The organism is Microbacterium sp. ACRRU (assembly GCF_022346945.1).
Taxonomy (GTDB): Bacteria; Actinomycetota; Actinomycetes; order Actinomycetales; family Microbacteriaceae; genus Microbacterium; species Microbacterium mcarthurae.
This window is the reverse complement of the sequence record NZ_JAKRNI010000023.1, coordinates 1-18,138: the sequence shown is the minus strand read 5'-3', so window position 1 is coordinate 18,138 and position 18,138 is coordinate 1. Positions and strand designations below refer to the sequence as shown.

Here is an 18,138-nt window from a genome sequence, read left to right as displayed (position 1 = left end):
AAACAAGGAGAGAACGTGCCAACCATTCAGCAGTTGGTTCGCAAGGGCCGCTCGCCGAAGGTCTCGAAGACCAAGGCTCCGGCGCTGAAGTCGAACCCCCAGCAGGCCGGCGTGTGCACCCGCGTGTACACCACCACCCCGAAGAAGCCGAACTCGGCGATGCGCAAGGTCGCTCGTGTGAAGCTCCGTAACGGCACCGAGGTCACCGCCTACATCCCCGGCGAGGGTCACAACCTGCAGGAGCACTCGCTCGTGCTGGTCCGTGGCGGTCGTGTGAAGGACCTCCCCGGTGTCCGCTACAAGATCGTCCGCGGTGCGCTCGACACCCAGGCTGTCAAGAACCGTAAGCAGGCTCGCAGCCGCTACGGCGCGAAGAAGGGCTGAGAACCATGCCTCGTAAGGGTCCCGCCCCGAAGCGTCCCGTCGTCAACGACCCGGTGTACGGCGCTCCCGTCGTCACGCAGCTGGTCAACAAGATCCTCGTCGACGGCAAGAAGTCGCTGGCCGAGTCGATCGTCTACGACGCCCTCCGCGGCGTCGAGTCGAAGAACGGTCAGGACGCCGTCGCCACCCTCAAGAAGGCGCTCGACAACGTGCGCCCCACCCTCGAGGTCAAGAGCCGCCGCGTCGGTGGCTCGACCTACCAGGTTCCGGTCGAGGTCAAGCCGCACCGCGCGAACACCCTCGCGCTGCGCTGGCTCGTGAGCTACGCCAAGGGCCGTCGTGAGAAGACGATGACCGAGCGCCTGCAGAACGAGATCCTCGACGCCTCGAACGGCCTCGGTGCCGCGGTCAAGCGCCGCGAGGACACCCACAAGATGGCCGAGTCGAACCGCGCCTTCGCGCACTACCGCTGGTAACACCCGCGGAGGGCCCGTGACCGCACCCCGGTCGCGGGCCCCCCGATGGGCCCGGCATCAACCTCCCAACAGGTAAGGAAGACACCCGTGGCACAAGACGTGCTCACCGACCTCCACAAGGTCCGCAACATCGGCATCATGGCGCACATCGATGCCGGAAAGACGACGACGACCGAGCGCATCCTGTTCTACACGGGCGTCAACCACAAGATCGGTGAGACGCACGATGGTGCGGCGACCACCGACTGGATGGAGCAGGAGCAGGAGCGTGGCATCACGATCACCTCCGCCGCTGTCACCTGCTTCTGGGAAAAGAACCAGATCAACATCATCGACACCCCCGGTCACGTCGACTTCACGGTCGAGGTCGAGCGCTCGCTCCGCGTGCTCGACGGTGCCGTCGCCGTCTTCGACGGCAAGGAGGGCGTCGAGCCCCAGTCCGAGACGGTGTGGCGCCAGGCCGACAAGTACGACGTCCCCCGCATCTGCTTCGTCAACAAGATGGACAAGCTGGGCGCCGACTTCTACTTCACGGTCGACACCATCGTCAACCGCCTGAAGGCCAAGCCGCTGGTCATCCAGCTCCCCATCGGTGCCGAGAACGACTTCGTCGGTGTCGTCGACCTCGTCTACATGCGTGCCCTGGTGTGGCCCGGCGACGCCAAGGGTGATGTCACCATGGGCGCCAAGTACGAGATCCAGGAGATCCCGGCCGACCTCGTCGAGAAGGCGAACGAGTACCGCGAGAAGCTCCTCGAGACCGTCGCCGAGTCCGACGACGCGCTGCTCGAGAAGTACTTCGGCGGCGAAGAGCTGACGCACGAAGAGATCAAGGGCGCCATCCGCAAGATGACGATCGCCAGCGAGGTCTACCCCGTGCTGTGCGGTTCGGCGTTCAAGAACCGCGGTGTGCAGCCCATGCTCGACGCCGTGGTCGACTACCTCCCGTCGCCCCTGGACGTGCCCGCCATCGAGGCGCACGACCCCAAGGACGAAGAGGTCGTCATCGAGCGCCACGCCGACCGCGACGAGCCGTTCGCGGCCCTCGCGTTCAAGATCGTGACGCACCCCTTCTTCGGTCGTCTGACCTACATCCGCGTCTACTCGGGTCACCTCGACTCCGGCGCGCAGGTCGTCAACGCCACCAAGGGCAAGAAGGAGCGCATCGGGAAGATCTTCCAGATGCACGCCAACAAGGAGATGCCCGTCGACTCGGTCACCGCTGGCCACATCTACGCGGTCATCGGCCTCAAGGACACCACGACCGGTGACACCCTGTGCGACCCCAACGCGCAGGTCGTCCTCGAGTCGATGACGTTCCCCGAGCCGGTCATCGAGGTCGCGATCGAGCCCAAGACCAAGGCCGACCAGGAGAAGCTGGGTGTCGCCATCCAGAAGCTCGCCGAAGAAGACCCGACGTTCCGCGTCGAGCAGAACGCCGAGACCGGTCAGACCGTCATCAAGGGCATGGGCGAGCTCCACCTCGACATCCTGGTCGACCGCATGAAGCGCGAGTTCAAGGTCGAGGCCAACGTCGGAAAGCCCCAGGTGGCCTACCGCGAGACGATCCGCAAGTCGGTCGATCGGCACGACTACACGCACAAGAAGCAGACCGGTGGTTCGGGCCAGTTCGCGAAGATCCAGTTCGCGCTCGAGCCCCTCGAGGTCACGGCCGACAAGACGTACGAGTTCGAGAACAAGGTCACCGGTGGTCGTATCCCGCGCGAGTACATCTCGCCGACCGACCAGGGCTTCCAGGACGCCATGAACGTCGGCGTGCTCGCCGGCTACCCCATGGTGGGCGTGAAGGCGATCCTGCTCGACGGTGCTTCGCACGATGTCGACTCGTCCGAAATGGCGTTCAAGATCGCCGGTTCGATGGGCTTCAAGGAGGCCGTCCGCAAGGCGAACCCGACGATCCTCGAGCCGATCATGGCCGTTGAGGTCCGTACTCCCGAGGAGTACATGGGTGACGTCATCGGTGACCTGAACTCGCGCCGTGGCCAGATCCAGTCGATGGAAGACGCCGCCGGCGTCAAGGTCGTGCGTGCCAACGTCCCGCTGTCCGAGATGTTCGGCTACATCGGTGACCTCCGCTCGAAGACCTCGGGTCGCGCCGTCTACTCCATGGAGTTCGACAGCTACGCCGACGTGCCGAAGGCCGTGGCCGACGAGATCATCCAGAAGAACAAGGGCGAGTAACACCGCTCTCGTGGATGCCGGGAGCCCACGCCCCGGCCGGGCTCCCGGCATCCGCTCAAACTCAATACCGACTCTCTAGTAACCTGAGAACCATCCCCGTAGAGAACCGGTCGCAATCCAGCGCCCGAGACTCTGCACGACCGTCCTGAGGAGGACCCAGTGGCTAAGGCCAAGTTCGAGCGGACCAAGCCGCACGTGAACATCGGAACGATCGGTCACGTCGACCACGGCAAGACCACGCTCACCGCTGCCATCTCGAAGGTGCTCGCCGACAAGTACCCGTCGGCCACCAACGTCCAGCGTGACTTCGCGTCGATCGACTCGGCGCCGGAAGAGCGCCAGCGCGGTATCACCATCAACATCTCGCACGTCGAGTACGAGACCCCCAAGCGTCACTACGCTCACGTCGACGCCCCGGGTCACGCTGACTACATCAAGAACATGATCACCGGTGCCGCTCAGATGGACGGCGCGATCCTCGTGGTCGCGGCGACCGACGGCCCGATGGCCCAGACGCGTGAGCACGTTCTGCTCGCCAAGCAGGTCGGCGTCCCCTACCTGCTCGTCGCGCTGAACAAGGCCGACATGGTCGACGACGAGGAGATCCTGGAGCTCGTCGAGCTCGAGGTGCGCGAGCTCCTCTCCTCGCAGGACTTCGATGGCGACAACGCCCCCGTCGTTCGCGTCTCGGGCCTCAAGGCTCTCGAGGGCGACGAGCAGTGGGTGAACTCGATCGTCGAGCTCATGGAGGCCGTCGATTCGTCCATCCCCGACCCCGTGCGTGACAAGGACAAGCCGTTCCTCATGCCGATCGAGGACGTCTTCACCATCACCGGTCGTGGCACGGTCGTCACGGGCCGCGCCGAGCGCGGTACCCTCGCGATCAACTCCGAGGTCGAGATCGTCGGCATCCGTCCGACGCAGAAGACCACGGTCACGGGTATCGAGATGTTCCACAAGCAGCTCGACGAGGCCTGGGCCGGCGAGAACTGTGGTCTGCTCCTGCGCGGCACCAAGCGTGACGACGTCGAGCGCGGCCAGGTCGTCGTGAAGCCCGGTTCGGTCACCCCGCACACCAACTTCGAGGGCACGGCGTACATCCTGTCCAAGGAGGAGGGCGGCCGTCACAACCCGTTCTTCACGAACTACCGCCCGCAGTTCTACTTCCGTACCACGGACGTGACCGGCGTCATCACGCTGCCCGAGGGCACCGAGATGGTCATGCCCGGTGACACCACCGAGATGTCGGTCGAGCTCATCCAGCCGATCGCCATGGAAGAGGGCCTCGGCTACGCGATCCGTGAGGGTGGCCGCACCGTTGGTGCCGGTACCGTCACCAAGATCCTCAAGTAAGTCCCTTTCGGACTGACCGGCAAGGGCCGGGCCTTCGGGCCCGGCCCTTCGTCGTTGGTGCGGGGCCGGCCGGAGCGCCGGCTGCCCCGCCGGTAGAGTCGCTGGGGTGAAGCCGCTCTCTCGCATCCTCGGTGTCGTCTCGCTTCTGCTCGCGATCGCCGCCGTGGGTGTGCCCGCGCTGGGTGCGGTGCTTCTTCTGCGGGCGGATGCCCCGGGTCTTATTGAGAGGTCGGCGGTGATCGGGCTTGCGGTGGCGGCAGCGGGCATTGTCGCCGGTGTCGCCGGGTTCCTCGTGGGTCGCCGTGTCGGCACCACGGCTCTCCCCGTGATCGGTGGGCTGAGCTCGGCGTTCGTAGCGCTCGGCTTTGCGGTGGCACCCCTGTTCGTCTGAGGGGCCCCGCGTGGCGGCCCCTGCCAGGGGTCGCTCAGAGGGGGTGACTTAGGATGCCGACATGGGTGACAACCTCCGCCGCCGCAACCGACGCCGTGACGACGACGGTCGACCCGCGGGGAATGCCACGGACGTGGCCACGGCGGAGACGGACGGCGAGGCTCCGCGCCGAGCGCGCGCGTGGCCGTGGGTCGTGGGCGGCGTTCTCGGGGTCCTGGGCGGCACCGCAGCTGTCGCCGGGATCCTCGGCGCGACGCTGACCGTGCAGGCCGTCGAGGTCCGCGATGACCTGCTCGCGGCGAAGTCCACACTCGGGCGCCTCGGTTCCCTCGTCGAGGCGCGTGACGAGGCGGGTCTGCAGGCCGCGGCCGAGGACGTCAGCGTCCGCACGGCCCGCGCGGCAGAGACGGTGCAGGGGCCGCTGTGGCAGATGGCATCCGACGTTCCTGTCGTGGGTGCCAATATCGACGCCGTCTCGCGCGTCACTCGCGCGGTCGACATCCTGGTGCGCGATGCGCTGCCGCCGGGGATGCAGATGATCGCCGACCTCGACATCAAGAAGCTGGCCCTGGAGGGCGGCGGTTTCAACCTGGAGCCGCTCAAGCAGGCGCAGGCGTCGATCCCGGTGGTGTCGCAGGCGTTCACCGCGGCGAAGGCCGAGACCGATGGCATCCAGTCGGATCAACTGATGGATGCCGTGTCGGGGCCGGTGGCCGAGATCCGCGACGTCATCGACCGCACGGCACCCACCCTCGACGTCGTCAACCGCTACCTGCCCACCCTGCTGAGCATGGCCGGCGCGGACGGCGGGAAGACATACTTGATCGTCTTCCAGAACAACGCCGAGATCCGCGCGACCGGGGGCAACCCGGCCGCGAGCATCATCATGAAGGTCGACCAGGGCAAGTTCGAGCTGCTCGACCAGGCGAGTTCACGGACGTTCTACGAAGAGGGCACGGCGGGGGAGCAGTTCAGCGACATCCCCGCCGAGACCCTCGCGCTGTACCCGTCGTCGTTCGCGCGCTACTCGCAGGACTACACGATGACCCCGGACTTCCCCACGACGGTGCAGCTCTTCCAGGACCTGTGGCAGCGCACCAACGGTGAGCGGTTCGACGGCGTCATCTCGATCGATCCCGTCGTCCTGTCGCACATGCTCGCGGTGGCCGGGCCCGTGGACGTCGGGGGGGAGCAGATCTCCAGCGACAACGCGGTGAAGCTCCTGCTCAGCGATGCGTACGAACGGTTCCCGAACGGTCGGGATTCGGATGTCTTCTTCTCGGAGGTCTCGCGCGCGGTGTTCAGCCATCTGACTGCGGGCAAATGGGATCCGGCGGAGATGCTCGATGCTCTCGCAAAATCGGCGGAGGAGCAGCGGCTGCTGCTGTCGTTCACCGACGAACAGGCGCAGCAGTTGTCGCGTGAGCTCGAACTCGACGGTGCCCTGCAGATGGACAACACCGCGCACACGCAGGTGGGGACGTATCTGAACGACTACTCGGTCGGGAAGCTCGAGTATCACCTGAGTCAGTCGGTGGCGGCGACGTGTGATGTCGGTGCCCGCACGATCACGACGACCACGACCCTGACGAACTCCATTCCGAACAGCATTCAGAGCAAATACACGCTCGGCTTCCGTAACGGCAACTACGGACTGCCCCGCACGTCGATGATGCTCGACGTGCTCTTCTTCGCTCCTCCCGGTGGTCAGGTCCTTTCCACGGATCCCGCTCGCAGCGAGGAGCCGGGTTTCGATCGGTCGGGGACGCAAGACAACAACACCGCCCTGAGCCGTCTCGTGGTCGTTCCGCAGGGGGAGACGCGGACGGTGTCATCGACGGTGCAATTGCCCGAGGGTCCGCTGGGTCCGCTGGAGCTGCGTCACACGCCCACCGCGTCGGACACCCCCGTCACCATTGACGCTTCGTGCGACGGGTTGTTCGCGGCCGCAGGCTGACGGGACGTCGCGCTGCGGGCGGGGCAGTGACCGACTGATGGGGAAGGAAGCGCCGTGAGGGTTGGTCTCGCCATCGCCGGTCTGACGACGTTCGTTGTCGTCGTCTTCATGGCGACGCTCGGGCCCGTACCGATCGATCGTGACTATCGCGGCGCAATCGTTCGCCTCCTGGCCGCGCTGCATCGCAACGGCATCCCGAAGTGGGTCGGCTATTCCGCTATCGAGATGTCCGCCAACGCGGCGATGTTCGCGCCCTTAGGATTCTTCGCTGCTCTGCTGCTTGTCGGCCGATGGAGGTGGGTCGCCTTCGCCGGCATCCCCCTTCTTTCGGCGGCCATCGAGGTGACTCAAGCCGTCGCGCATCCCCAGCGGGTAGCGTCCTTTACCGACGTCGTGGCGAACACGCTGGGCGGCTGGGCCGGTGTCATTCTCGGGGCATTCTGTGTGGCGGGGGTGCACTGGCGAGATCGCCGTCTTCGCGCGCAGTGGGAGGCCCAGGTGTTTCACCGGTCCGCTCCGGCGCGGTCGGGCGATCGAGCGGCGGGCTGACCTGCGAATGCCGGAATGTCACTCGGCGTCGGCGAACATTCGCAACCGATTGAAAGGCCAGACGATCGACATCACTTTCGCGATGATCGCGGATCGCGGAACGAATCGCGCGCAATCGCCGAATAGACCCGAATCGCCACGGCAGGCGATCACAGAATCAGACGAGTTCGCGCGATTGTCCCCCATGACGAGGTATGAATCCTCGGGCACGGTGATGAGGGGGAAACATCGCGCCGACGCCGGCGTGGTGCCGCAGTCGTTCACCCCGGGGGTGAACGGCAGGTCGGAAACGATATAGCCCTCCGCGACCGGCTTCCCGTCCACCTCGATTCGACCGTCCGCGGAGCAGCACTGGACCGTCGAGCCGGGCTCTCCGATGATGCGCTTCACGAGGGCGTCCTGGTTGCTCGGCCCGATCCCGACAATGTCGCCGACCCAACCGATCGCGATGCGAAGCGGGCTACGTGCGGGTGGCACGCCCCACGAGTCGGGTCGCGCGAAGACGACGATGTCGTCCGTGCCAGGGTCTGACACCGCGTACGCGATGCGGCTGGCGAGGATTCGGTCGCCGTTCTCGAGCGTGGGCGACATCGACTCGGACGGAACCTGAAACGGCTTGATGACGAATGTCTGGACGAGTGCGAGCGTGACCAGCGCCAGCGCCAGGTGGGTCAGGGGAGACCGGCGGAGTCGTTGCCCCCGTGTGGGGCGCCGTGCCGTGTCGGTCGTCGCTGTCATACTCTCGTGAGCAGGCCGTGGTCGGCGAGCTCCCCGAGCGTCTGGTCGATGAGAGCTCCGGCGTCGCCGCGGCCCGGGTCTCCCAACGCGCTGATCGCCGCCTCCGTGATCTCGTGGGTATCGGCTCCCTCACGACACATCGTCCAGACGAGGGAACCGCGGTGATCCAGCGCCGTGACCATCCCTTCTTGCAGGATGCACGCGCGACCGTCTACGAGGATGGCGTCGTCGATCTCGGTGGATCGCCACGGCCCCGTCTCGACGGCCGCTGGAGCGGCGGCCCAGAGCTGTGCACCCGGCGGAGGCGCAGCGAACATCTCCTCGACGAGGCCCGGCAAGTCAGCGGCATCCCGGTAGATCAGGCGCGTGACTGCGCCCACCTGGGCAATGATGCGAGCGACATACTGCAGCGGCGAGGGCAGCTCCGGCAGGTAGCTGATCTGCGGGGTCATCTCGCAGATCGCGTCGATGAGGTCAACGGGGAAGGCGCCCGGTTCGTCGGTATGGGGATCACGGTCGAGAAGCGTGATGCCAGCCAGCCGCAACGGAGCAGCAGGGAGGGGGAGAAGACCGAGGTCGCTCGGTGCGATCTGCTCCTTGAAGGGCTTGCCCTCGACGATGACGGAGAGGGGCTTGCGGTAGGGGTACACGGTGAGGTCGGCGTCGACGGCGACGGTCTCGTCGCTGACGTATCCGTAGTGGCGACCGAGGTGACGGGCCGCCGTCGTCTTGCCGCGACCGGAAGGGCCCACGAGCGCCAGAACGCGTCCGTCGGGGGCGGCGACCCCGGCGGCGTGGAGGAGGAGGCGGGTGCCGCGGAGGGCGTCGAGGGCGGCGAGGGTGACCTGGGTGGACAGGTCTGAAAGAGAGCGCTCGAGGTGATCTGAAGGGCAAACGGTGACAGTAACCGAGCGACCAAACGCCGATGAGTCATCTGCGTCGCTGCAATCCCGCCACACGGAAGCAACTCTCGAAGCGCACGAGGCGGACTCCGTCAAGATGCCAACAACCCCGACGCCGAGCGCATCGATTGAAATCAGAGGCTCGATCGATTTGTCGTCGCGTGTCCGCGTCACGGTGCCATTCCTCCTCGGTTGACTATCGGCAGGAGGCGACGGACGACGTGCACATTGTGACGATGCCTCGACGCTCCTGGGCGAAGGCGACAGTACCCGAGGTGAAACGACGACCCGCGGGCCCGGCATTAGCAGGAGGGCTCACGGAGCGGGGCTATGCGGGCCGGTTCGTCACGCAGCCGAGTGGCGTTGAGAGCTATTGGGCTGAGTGCGACGCGGAACGCGCCGCAGAGATCAGATAATGCGCTACGCGGTCGGCTGCGGGAACGATTTCGCTCATCGACCGGCGATAAACGTCGTCAGACTGTCGATAGGGGTCTACGACGTCGAACTCTGACACGTCGGCTGGGGGCGCTATCGTCCCTCTCAGTGATGCCGCTAGAGCCACAGCGGCCTTCATCGCCGCGGTTGCGGTCGTCGCACCAGCCTCGGCTACCGCGTTCGGCAAATGGACTTCCGACGCGTCCGTCAAGCGAGCGAATTCCCTCAGCGTGAATGCTCGTCTTGTGACCGCGGGCATCATCTCGGCCAGATGACGACGGTGTTCGCGGGCCATCCCGAGAACGAGGTCCGCGCGACGGAGCATGTCCATGTCGACTTGCCGCGCTGTGTGCTGAGTGACCGTCACCCCGTGATCCTCGGCCAGCCTCAGCGCGGGCTCTGGAACGCCGCTGCCTACGAGCGCGCCGATGCCTGCACTCTCCACTGCAACATCTTCAGATCGCATCGCCTCGGCGATTAGGCGTTCCGCGATAGGCGATCGGCAGACGTTACCGGTGCAGACCGAAAGGATGTGGAAAGTCATTTCGCATCCCGCTGTCGGCGGGAACGGCGCTCGTCCTTGGAGGTGTCGGGCACCTCATTCGCTGCGGCGCTATACGAGTAGGCTCCGTAGCTGTAGCTGTCCGGTCCCTTCGTGGGAAGCATCGTCACGATCACGCCGAATAGCCGACTTCCGATCGCATCCAGCTTCTCCACGGCGGCCGCCAGGTGTGGCTTCTTCGTGCTCCCGGAGGCCGCAACGACCAGTACACCGCTGGTGAACCGGGACACTACTGCCGCATCCGTTACCAGGAGAAGTGGTGGTGCGTCCACGAGGACGTAATCGAACGCTTCAGCGAGGGCCTCCAATGTTCTCTGCATGGCATGGCTGCCGAGGAGTTCGGACGGATTTGGCGGGATCCGTCCGGAGGGTAGGACGAAAAGCTTTCCGGTACCCCACTGCTGCAGTACGTCGACGAGTTCTGCGCGACCGATGAGCACGTCAGTCAGCCCAACGCCACCCTCCAGTCCCATGTAGTCGGCAACGCGTGGCAGCCGCAGATCTCCATCGACCAGCGCGACGCGCGCACCCGTCTCCGCCAAGGCGATAGCGAGGTTTGCCGTAGTGGTGGACTTGCCTTCACCTGGTCCGGCGCTGGTGACGACGAATGATCGAGAGGATCCGTCCACATCGATGAACTGGAGGTTGGTGCGGAGGCTCCGGAACGACTCAGCCCGCGGATTTCGCGGATCGGCATGGACGATGAGCGGGCGCTTCCGGGCGTCAGGATCGAGCGCAATGCCGCCGAGCACTGGCGCGTCGGTCGCAGCCTCTATGTCGTGTAGCCCATGGATACGGGTGTCCAGAATAGATCGCAGTAGCGCGAAGGCGACGCCGAGGCCCAGTCCAACAACGACTCCCAGAATCACATTGAGGACGGTGTGGGGAGAAGACGGTGAGAGGGGTACGAGGGCGGGCTCGATGGTCTCGATCCGCACGAGGCTCGCCGTATCGCCCTCCGGCTTCTCAAGGCTATTGACGACGACATCGGCAAAATTTGTACCGATGGAGTTCGCGATCGAGGCAGCAGTCTCTGCGCTTGCGTCCGAAACGCTGATCGAGATGATGACCGAGTTCGTGGGAGACGAAGCACTCACCGAGCGGGCGAGCTCCTGCGCGGTCGTGTCCAGGTCAAGATCGTTGATCACACGATCGAGAACGACCGCGCTGTCCACCACATCGACGAAGCTCACGACAGCCTGTCGCGCAAAAGTGGTGCCCTGCGCGAGTTCGCTGACGCCCGAGTTGTCTGAACGGACCGAGACGTACAACTGCGTGTTGGCCTCGTAAGTTGGCGTCTGTGTGAGCGAGAACCCGTACGCGCCCGCACCGCCGAGGAGCGTCAGAGCAACGATGAGAATCCAGTCGCGATGCAGGATCCGAAGATAGTTGCTCAGTTCCACGCCTCATCCATTCGCCGATCCACAGTCACAGCCGTCCGCGAGATAGCGAGAAGAAGATTATCCTTTTCCCAACCCACCCGCGCCTCGCATAGCGACCTTCATCAGCGTACGACATTCGCAGAACCGTCCCGTATACGGTGCAAGGAGAAGCCTTGAACGAGCTAGAGCGTCTCTTCGCCAGCTTGGAGGGGGCTCCAGATGTTCCCAGGGGCCGCGACTCGGCTCGAGGCCTCGCACGCTCGACGGAAGCGGGTGCGCATTCGTTCAATTCGCGTCGTCACCGCCGCGCTGAGGACCTGCGCATCCTGGTCGACGACGCCACGCCGGCGCCCACGATGACCGAGTCTCGCGCCGCTTCCGACCGAAACGAAACGTTGGCTGTCACGGAACGATCACACGATTCAGCTGATCTCATCGCGCTCGTCGGGCTCTCCGACTCACGATCTGGGGACGAAAGTTGGATTGATCCCGCCCAGACATACGCGAGGCAGCGCCCACCGTTCCCTCGCGGGAAAGCGCGCGTCGCCGATCTCCTGAGCGTGGGCTTGGCTGGTCTCGCAGTCGTGGCCTTGGTCGCCGTTGGCTGGGTCGCCTTCGTTGAGCGTGCGGCAACAAACCCTGCTCACAACGCGATGGTCACCTTGCAAGAGCGTGAGGCTCAACTCCAGATGACGACGAGTCAGGCGGAGTCCGCCTCCGCTCTATACGAGTCGATGCGTGGCCAGGCTCTCGAGTCTGCTCAGGCGGCTGCAGACGTGCTCGTTAGTCTTCCCGGAACGGTCGATTCTGGAGCGATAGCCGATGCGCAGGCCGCGCGCGATCTCGTTCTACAAGTAGCGTCCGAGCCGATCCGAACCACCATTCCGGACTACAGTCGCGCCGCAATCGAAGAGAACTCCGTCGAAGAGGTGGCCCGTGCTATCGACGGGGTACGGAGGAAGCAGAACGCAGTAACTGACTTGATCGTGGATGTGCGCGATGCTCGGTCAGACATTTCGACGGCGTACTCCGTCTTAACGGCGGCACTGGGCAGGGTCGCGGAGAGCCTTGGCGCTGTGGCCACGACTCGAGTTGAGGAGTCCGTGGCCAGCGCCCCATTCAGGGATGCGGTGTCTGCGGCGATGACCCGTTTGCGGGACGCGAGGGCAGCCGGCAGGGACGGTATCCCTGAGATACGCGATCTGGCCGCGGCTCTCGCAGAGCTATCGGTCGAGGACGATCGCGTTCTCCTTGACCGCGAAAAGACGATCGACGGGTCACCTGTTACCCCCAGATATACCTCGCCGCGCGCGACACCGGAGCAGTCCACGCCGACCACCGATCCGCCGGCACAGCCCGAATCGACTTCTCCGCCGCAGACTCCAGAACCCGACCCCTCGCCTTCATCTGACACGAGCGATCCGGGTGGCGTTGAGATCCAGCTTCCTGCGCTGAACTCGTGAGGATCGAGAGTATCCCAGGAGAACCGTATTGATCGCGTGGGGCCCGGTCGGCATGCGCTTCCGCGGATCGCCTTAGCCACGATCGTTTGAGGTAAGAGAGGCCGCCCCGTGGCGCTCTCTGCAGGCGCCAAGCCGGCCGTCTCGTTGCCCGGGTTGCCCACTGCATTCAGCGAATCGGGCGTCTCCACGAGGATGCCTGGTCTTATCGTCACCCACTCACGTTCGAACCATGCTCACACCCCATGCCCTCTCCCCGAGCGCGGGAACCATGAATCACGTCGTCCAGTCGGCGGAGCCAGTCCGGTCGTGACGCTCTGAGATGGCGCACCTAGGTCGAGATGGCAGCGACGTCGGTCCTCGTCTGATAGCGATTTTCGCTCCGAGCCCTTTTCCGGAGTCGAGGAAAATTGAGGGGTGGCGTTGCAGCGTTCAATGGCTGAGAATCTAAGGGCAGCTCGGAAAACCATTCTTCGGAAGAGAATGACCAGCCGTGTGCCATCTGTCCTCCCCCCGGACGAATGCTCGCATGGATGCAATCTACTCCTGGAGGTGATCGCTGCGCCGTCACGTCGGACCCGGCAAGGAAGGGCTGGCCATTGAGTGCTTACGCAACCCCCAGCGCAGCAGGCCTGAGAACGAAGGCTCGTCGCGGTGTGCTGCGCGTATTGTCCGTTGCGCTCGCGACACTCGTTTCGGTCGCCGTCGGGGTCACAAGTCCCTCGACGGCCTCCGCCGCGGCCTGGGAAATCTCGGCGAGTCATCCTCGGCTCGTCGAGGCAGCGTCAAAGTTCCAGTCTCTCCGGCAGGAGATTAAATCAGGCGAAGCGGCGTCCGCGTTCGCTGCCCTCAAGCGGCGCGCGGATGAGTTACTCAATGGGCCCCGCCTGTCGTACAAGAAGGATGACGGGATTCGGCTCACCAGCGTGCCCCAAGCTCTTGTCGAGCGGAGTTACACGCTGGCTTTGACGTGGCGGTTGACGGACGACACGCGCTACATCGAACGACTATGGACGGACGTAAATGACGTCGCGGCCTTCCCCGATTGGAATCCCGATCACTTTCTTGACACGGCTGAGATCACTCATGCCTCTGCTATAGCTCTGGATTGGGGTTACTCATACTGGACTTCCGCCCGCCGCTCCACGATCGAGCGAGCGATCGTGGACAAGGGTCTGAAGCCATCACTATCGGTGTATGCCGCGCCGGCGACCTCGTCCGGGCCATATCGTTATGGCGGAAACTGGGCGGTTGGGACCAACAACTGGAACATCGTGAGCAACTCCGGAATGATTCTCGGTGCGCTGGCCGTGGCCGACGTCAATTCCACTGTTTCTAACGACGTGTTGTCGAAAGCTGTCGAGAGCCTGCGCATCGGTGTCTCGGGGTTTGGTCAGTCCGGCGGCTATCCCGAAGGTCTGCTGTATTGGGGGTATGCAACGCAGAATTTGATACCTGCACTGAAGAGTCTCCAGCTCGCTACCGGCTCCGATCAGGGGCTCATCACGCCAGGACTGAGAGCGTCAGGCAATTTCCCTCTGCATCTGACCGGTCCCACCGGGCGTGTCTTCAATTTTGGAGATTCCGATCAGGCATCCGCGTCCGCCTCAAACTACCTGGCGCTCGCGGACATGGCCGACGACCCAGTGATTCGTAACACAGGTGTCTCGGCTCCAACGACTGGCCTTCCCGCGATGCGGCTACTGTGGCTGGACTCTGCGTCGCCTCGGACGACGCCAACAGCAGGCGGCACGCCATTGGATGCCACATTCGAGACAGCGGGAGTGACGACTCTTCGCTCCTCTTGGGCTGATTCGAAGGCAACGTATGTCGCTCTGAAGACGGGCAACGTCGTGACGGGGCATAACAGCATTGATGCCGGGTCATTCATGCTCGACATGATCGGCGAGACTTGGTCGGAGCAGCTTGGGCGCGATGACTACACGCTCCCCGGATATTTCGATCAAACGGACACTGGTCGCTGGTCCTATTACCGTACGCGCGCCGAGGGTCAGAACACGTTGGTCGTTGACCCATTCAGTCCCTACGCTGCAAATACTCAAGCCGCTGCCTCTCCACCGAGAGTGGCGTCCTCGCCCGATCAGGCTTTCGCCGTCGCCGATCTGTCCGCGCTGTATGCGGGTCGGGTGACGTCATGGAGTCGGGGCGTTCGGCTGTTCGATAGCCGGCGGCAGGTACTCGTCCAAGACGAGGTGACGAGTCCCACGCCGCGCGAGATGCTTTGGTCGATGCACACGCGGGCAACCATGGACATAGCTGACGACGGTCGATCGGCAATTCTTTCGGAGAACGGGAAGCGAGTGCTTGCTCGCATCGTATCGCCTTCCGATGGGGTGTTCAGTGATCTGCCGGCAGCTCCTTTGCCGACTTCTCCGGCACCGACTCAGAGCGTCAATCGGGATGTAAGAAAGCTCGGTATTTCCCTAACGCCGCGGACGGGGGCCACCATTGCCGTCCAATTCACCCCGCTTGAGTCGACCGCGGACGAACAAAGTGATGCAGCCGCGGCCGTTCCCCTTGAGCAATGGAGTGTTCCGGCAACGCCGCCTGCGCTCACGAAGATCACCGTCAACGGAGCTGATCTCCCTGGGTTCCGTGCCGATGTGTCCGAGTACCGAACACTGGCAGACCCGGGCGCCCCTCTTCCCCAGGTGGCGGCGACAGCTGGTGCAGGGATGACCGTCAGGGTGGAGCAACCGACCTCTGTTCCCGGCCGCGCACAGATTTCGGTGACAGGGGGAGACGGGACTGTAACTCGCTACGCGGTCGTATTCGATCCCGGCCCAGTCGAGGTTGTCGGGGCGTGGGCCACGCGAACGACCGCGGGCACGCCGATGAGTACGGTCGATGGCAATTCGAACACATATTGGTCAACTTGGACCGAAAACTCCATCACCTGGCAGCTGGAGGGCAATCGCGACATCAAGGGCGCTGACATTGACTGGAGAGCGAACTCGCGGCAGCTCACATACTTCACCATTCAGAGCTCTGCGGATGGGGTCGCCTGGACAACGCGATATGAAGGCGCCTACAGGGGGCCATCCGGGACACAGTGGGTGGATCTGAACGAAGGACCGTCGGCACGGTTCGTCCGGTTGATCGGACGCGGTGCCGGAGATGCCGACCCTTGGACCGCGATCAACGAAATCCGGATTCTTGCCTACAAGCGAGCATCGAGCGCTTCCCCTCCAGCAGCGAATATCGTGGATAGTGCCACCGTGTCAGGAGTACCCGCCTCGATGACGCGGGATGAGACTGCCACTGTTTCAGTTGCGGCGAGGCGGAGCGACGGTAGCGCTTTGCCCAATGACGCCTTCGATGCGCGTGTTGTATCCAGCGATGAAGCGGTGGCCTCGGTCGACTCGGCTGGCGGTTTGGTCGCGGTGGGTGTTGGAACGGCCACGATCGGTGCCGTGGTGACGGCTGACCGGGTCGCTACTTTCGTGCGTTCACGTACCGTGTCGGTGTCGGATCCGACGCGTTTGCGTGTGTTTGCTTCGGCGGACTCGTATGTGCAGGGCGGGGGGTCTGCGGGGTCGAATTTTGGGTCTTTGACGAATGTGTTGGTGAAGGGGTCTGCGGATCCGGCGTATGCAAGGTTGGGGTATTTCTCGTTTGACTTGTCGGGGGTGAAGGGGCAGGTCGAGTCGGCGGTGCTGTCGATGAGTGCCGGTGTGACGGAGTCGTCGGATTCGACTGTGCGGTTGGATGTGAAGTCGGTGTCCGGGTCGTGGTCGGAGAGCGGGATCACGTTCAATAACAGACCGGCGTTCGGTTCGACGGTGGCGTCGATGAACGTGGATCGTACGGCGGGGTATCGTGCTGCCGATCTGACGCAGTACGTGCGTTCCCAGATCGATTCCGGGCAGCGTTCCTTGTCGTTGGGAGTGACGCAGGACAGTACGCCTCAGCTCGTGACGAACATCCAGTCGAAAGAGTCAGGAAACCGCCCCTATATCGACTTCGTCCTGAAACCTGCCGCGTTGGGTGTTGCTAGCGCGGTGGCGACACGGACGGTGTCGGGGTCACCGTCGGCGACGTTCGATGGGAATCCAGAGACGATTTGGAGTACGTCGGGTGATCAATCGATCACGTGGACGTTGTCCGCGGCGAAGCCGGTGAAGTCGGCGAAGATTAATTGGGTGGCCAACAGCCGCAAGAACACAAAGTTTGAGGTGCAGACTTCCGTTGACGGTGGGTCATGGACGACGCAGTACGACGGTGCCTATGCGGGGGGCTCGGGGTGGCAGACGGTGGTGTTGTCTGCGGCTCCGTCCGGGAAGTATGTGCGACTGGTCGTTCATGGAGATCCGGGTGATCCGACCACAACGATTAGGGATGTCGAGTTCTACAACTACGACGTTACGCGCGAGGCTCCCGCTGTGCCGCCGGGGGTGTTGCGAAACATCGACGTCGCGGCTGTGCCCGGTCTGAATTTGGGTGAGAGTGCCACATTGTCCGTGACGGCATACTCGACGACGGATGCGAAGATATCTAATGATCAAGTTTCTTATTCGTTCCGTTCGAGCGACGCTTCGATTGCTTCGGTGGACACCAATGGCGTGGTTTCGGCTTTGAAAGTCGGCACAGCGAATGTCACGGTCACAGCGACGTTCAACGGCACCGTCGTTAGTGACACCGTGTCGGTGTCGGTGTCGGATCCGACGCGTTTGCGTGTGTTTGCTTCGGCGGACTCGTATGTGCAGGGCGGGGGGTCTGCGGGGTCGAATTTTGGGTCTTTGACGAATGTGTTGGTGAAGGGGTCTGCGGATCCGGCGTATGCAAGGTTGGGGTATTTCTCGTTTGACTTGTCGGGGGTGAAGGGGCAGGTCGAGTCGGCGGTGCTGTCGATGAGTGCCGGTGTGACGGAGTCGTCGGATTCGACTGTGCGGTTGGATGTGAAGTCGGTGTCCGGGTCGTGGTCGGAGAGCGGGATCACGTTCAATAACAGACCGGCGTTCGGTTCGACGGTGGCGTCGATGAACGTGGATCGTACGGCGGGGTATCGTGCTGCCGATCTGACGCAGTACGTGCGTTCCCAGATCGATTCCGGGCAGCGTTCCTTGTCGTTGGGAGTGACGCAGGACAGTACGCCTCAGCTCGTGACGAACATCCAGTCGAAAGAGTCAGGAAACCGCCCCTATATCGACTTCGTCCTGAAACCTGCGAGCACCCCGTAGGCGGTACGATCTGCGGAGGCGCTGAGGAGCTTGACCCGCTTTTCCGGACGGGTTCTGTTTGTTGATCATGCCGCGATTTCGGCGGTGGTGTGAAGGGCTTCGTAGTCGGCGGGGCTGAGGTAGTTGAGAGCGGAGTGTCGGCGGCG

The 18,138-nt window shown here is 63.9% G+C and carries 13 protein-coding genes; 9 read left to right on the top strand and 4 right to left on the bottom strand.

The genetic code is table 11. The features are described from left to right. The first annotated feature begins 15 nt into the window (after positions 1-15). The 7 genes from rpsL (at position 16) to MHY30_RS11055 (ending at position 7,312) form a co-directional block, all read left to right on the top strand. The gene (gene rpsL / locus MHY30_RS11085; RefSeq protein WP_013584051.1) at positions 16-384 is read left to right on the top strand and encodes a 30S ribosomal protein S12; all 369 of its coding nucleotides are present in this window, start codon (positions 16-18) and stop codon (positions 382-384) included. Positions 385-389: 5 nt separating this feature from the next. Further along, positions 390-860: a 30S ribosomal protein S7 gene (gene rpsG, locus MHY30_RS11080; protein ID WP_135063307.1), complete on the top strand. Its 471-nt coding sequence runs from the start codon at positions 390-392 to the stop codon at positions 858-860. Positions 861-947: 87 nt separating this feature from the next. Then, positions 948-3,062, top strand: a complete 2,115-nt coding sequence (fusA, locus tag MHY30_RS11075; RefSeq protein WP_239276979.1) for an elongation factor G — start codon at positions 948-950, stop codon at positions 3,060-3,062. A gap of 159 nt (positions 3,063-3,221) precedes the next feature. Continuing rightward, complete coding sequence (gene tuf / locus MHY30_RS11070; protein ID WP_228162638.1) at positions 3,222-4,415, top strand: elongation factor Tu; 1,194 nt, start codon at positions 3,222-3,224, stop codon at positions 4,413-4,415. A gap of 106 nt (positions 4,416-4,521) precedes the next feature. Further along, positions 4,522-4,806 carry a hypothetical protein gene (locus MHY30_RS11065; protein WP_239276978.1) on the top strand — a complete coding sequence of 95 codons (285 nt, stop codon included), beginning with the start codon at positions 4,522-4,524 and terminating at the stop codon, positions 4,804-4,806. Between the two features lie 61 nt (positions 4,807-4,867). Beyond that, a complete protein-coding gene (locus MHY30_RS11060; protein ID WP_239276977.1) occupies positions 4,868-6,763 on the top strand; it encodes a DUF4012 domain-containing protein in 1,896 nt (631 codons plus the stop codon). Positions 6,764-6,817: 54 nt separating this feature from the next. Beyond that, entirely contained in the window at positions 6,818-7,312 is a 495-nt protein-coding gene (locus MHY30_RS11055) for a VanZ family protein (RefSeq protein ID WP_239276976.1), read from the top strand. Positions 7,313-7,330: 18 nt separating this feature from the next. Here the strand turns inward: MHY30_RS11055 and lepB are convergent, their stop codons facing one another. The 4 genes from lepB to MHY30_RS11035 all read right to left on the bottom strand — a co-directional run bounded on the left by lepB (position 7,331) and on the right by MHY30_RS11035 (position 11,352). Further along, positions 7,331-8,050: a signal peptidase I gene (gene lepB / locus MHY30_RS11050; RefSeq protein WP_239276975.1), complete on the bottom strand. Its 720-nt coding sequence runs from the start codon at positions 8,048-8,050 to the stop codon at positions 7,331-7,333. Next, the gene (locus MHY30_RS11045) at positions 8,047-8,802 is read right to left on the bottom strand and encodes a hypothetical protein (RefSeq protein ID WP_239276974.1); all 756 of its coding nucleotides are present in this window, start codon (positions 8,800-8,802) and stop codon (positions 8,047-8,049) included. Before MHY30_RS11045 ends, lepB begins: the two co-directional genes overlap by 4 nt. A gap of 520 nt (positions 8,803-9,322) precedes the next feature. Then, positions 9,323-9,931: a low molecular weight phosphatase family protein gene (locus tag MHY30_RS11040; RefSeq protein WP_239276973.1), complete on the bottom strand. Its 609-nt coding sequence runs from the start codon at positions 9,929-9,931 to the stop codon at positions 9,323-9,325. After that, the gene (locus tag MHY30_RS11035; RefSeq protein ID WP_239276972.1) at positions 9,928-11,352 is read right to left on the bottom strand and encodes a polysaccharide biosynthesis tyrosine autokinase; all 1,425 of its coding nucleotides are present in this window, start codon (positions 11,350-11,352) and stop codon (positions 9,928-9,930) included. The genes MHY30_RS11040 and MHY30_RS11035 overlap by 4 nt, the downstream gene beginning before the upstream one ends. Positions 11,353-11,915: 563 nt before the next feature. On the opposite strand from MHY30_RS11035, the gene MHY30_RS11030 reads away from it, so the two are divergent. Further along, positions 11,916-12,794, top strand: coding sequence for a hypothetical protein (locus MHY30_RS11030; protein WP_239276971.1), 879 nt, complete (start codon positions 11,916-11,918; stop codon positions 12,792-12,794). A gap of 653 nt (positions 12,795-13,447) precedes the next feature. Next, positions 13,448-17,992 carry a DNRLRE domain-containing protein gene (locus MHY30_RS11025; protein WP_239276970.1) on the top strand — a complete coding sequence of 1,515 codons (4,545 nt, stop codon included), beginning with the start codon at positions 13,448-13,450 and terminating at the stop codon, positions 17,990-17,992. The last annotated feature ends 146 nt before the right edge of the window (positions 17,993-18,138 follow it).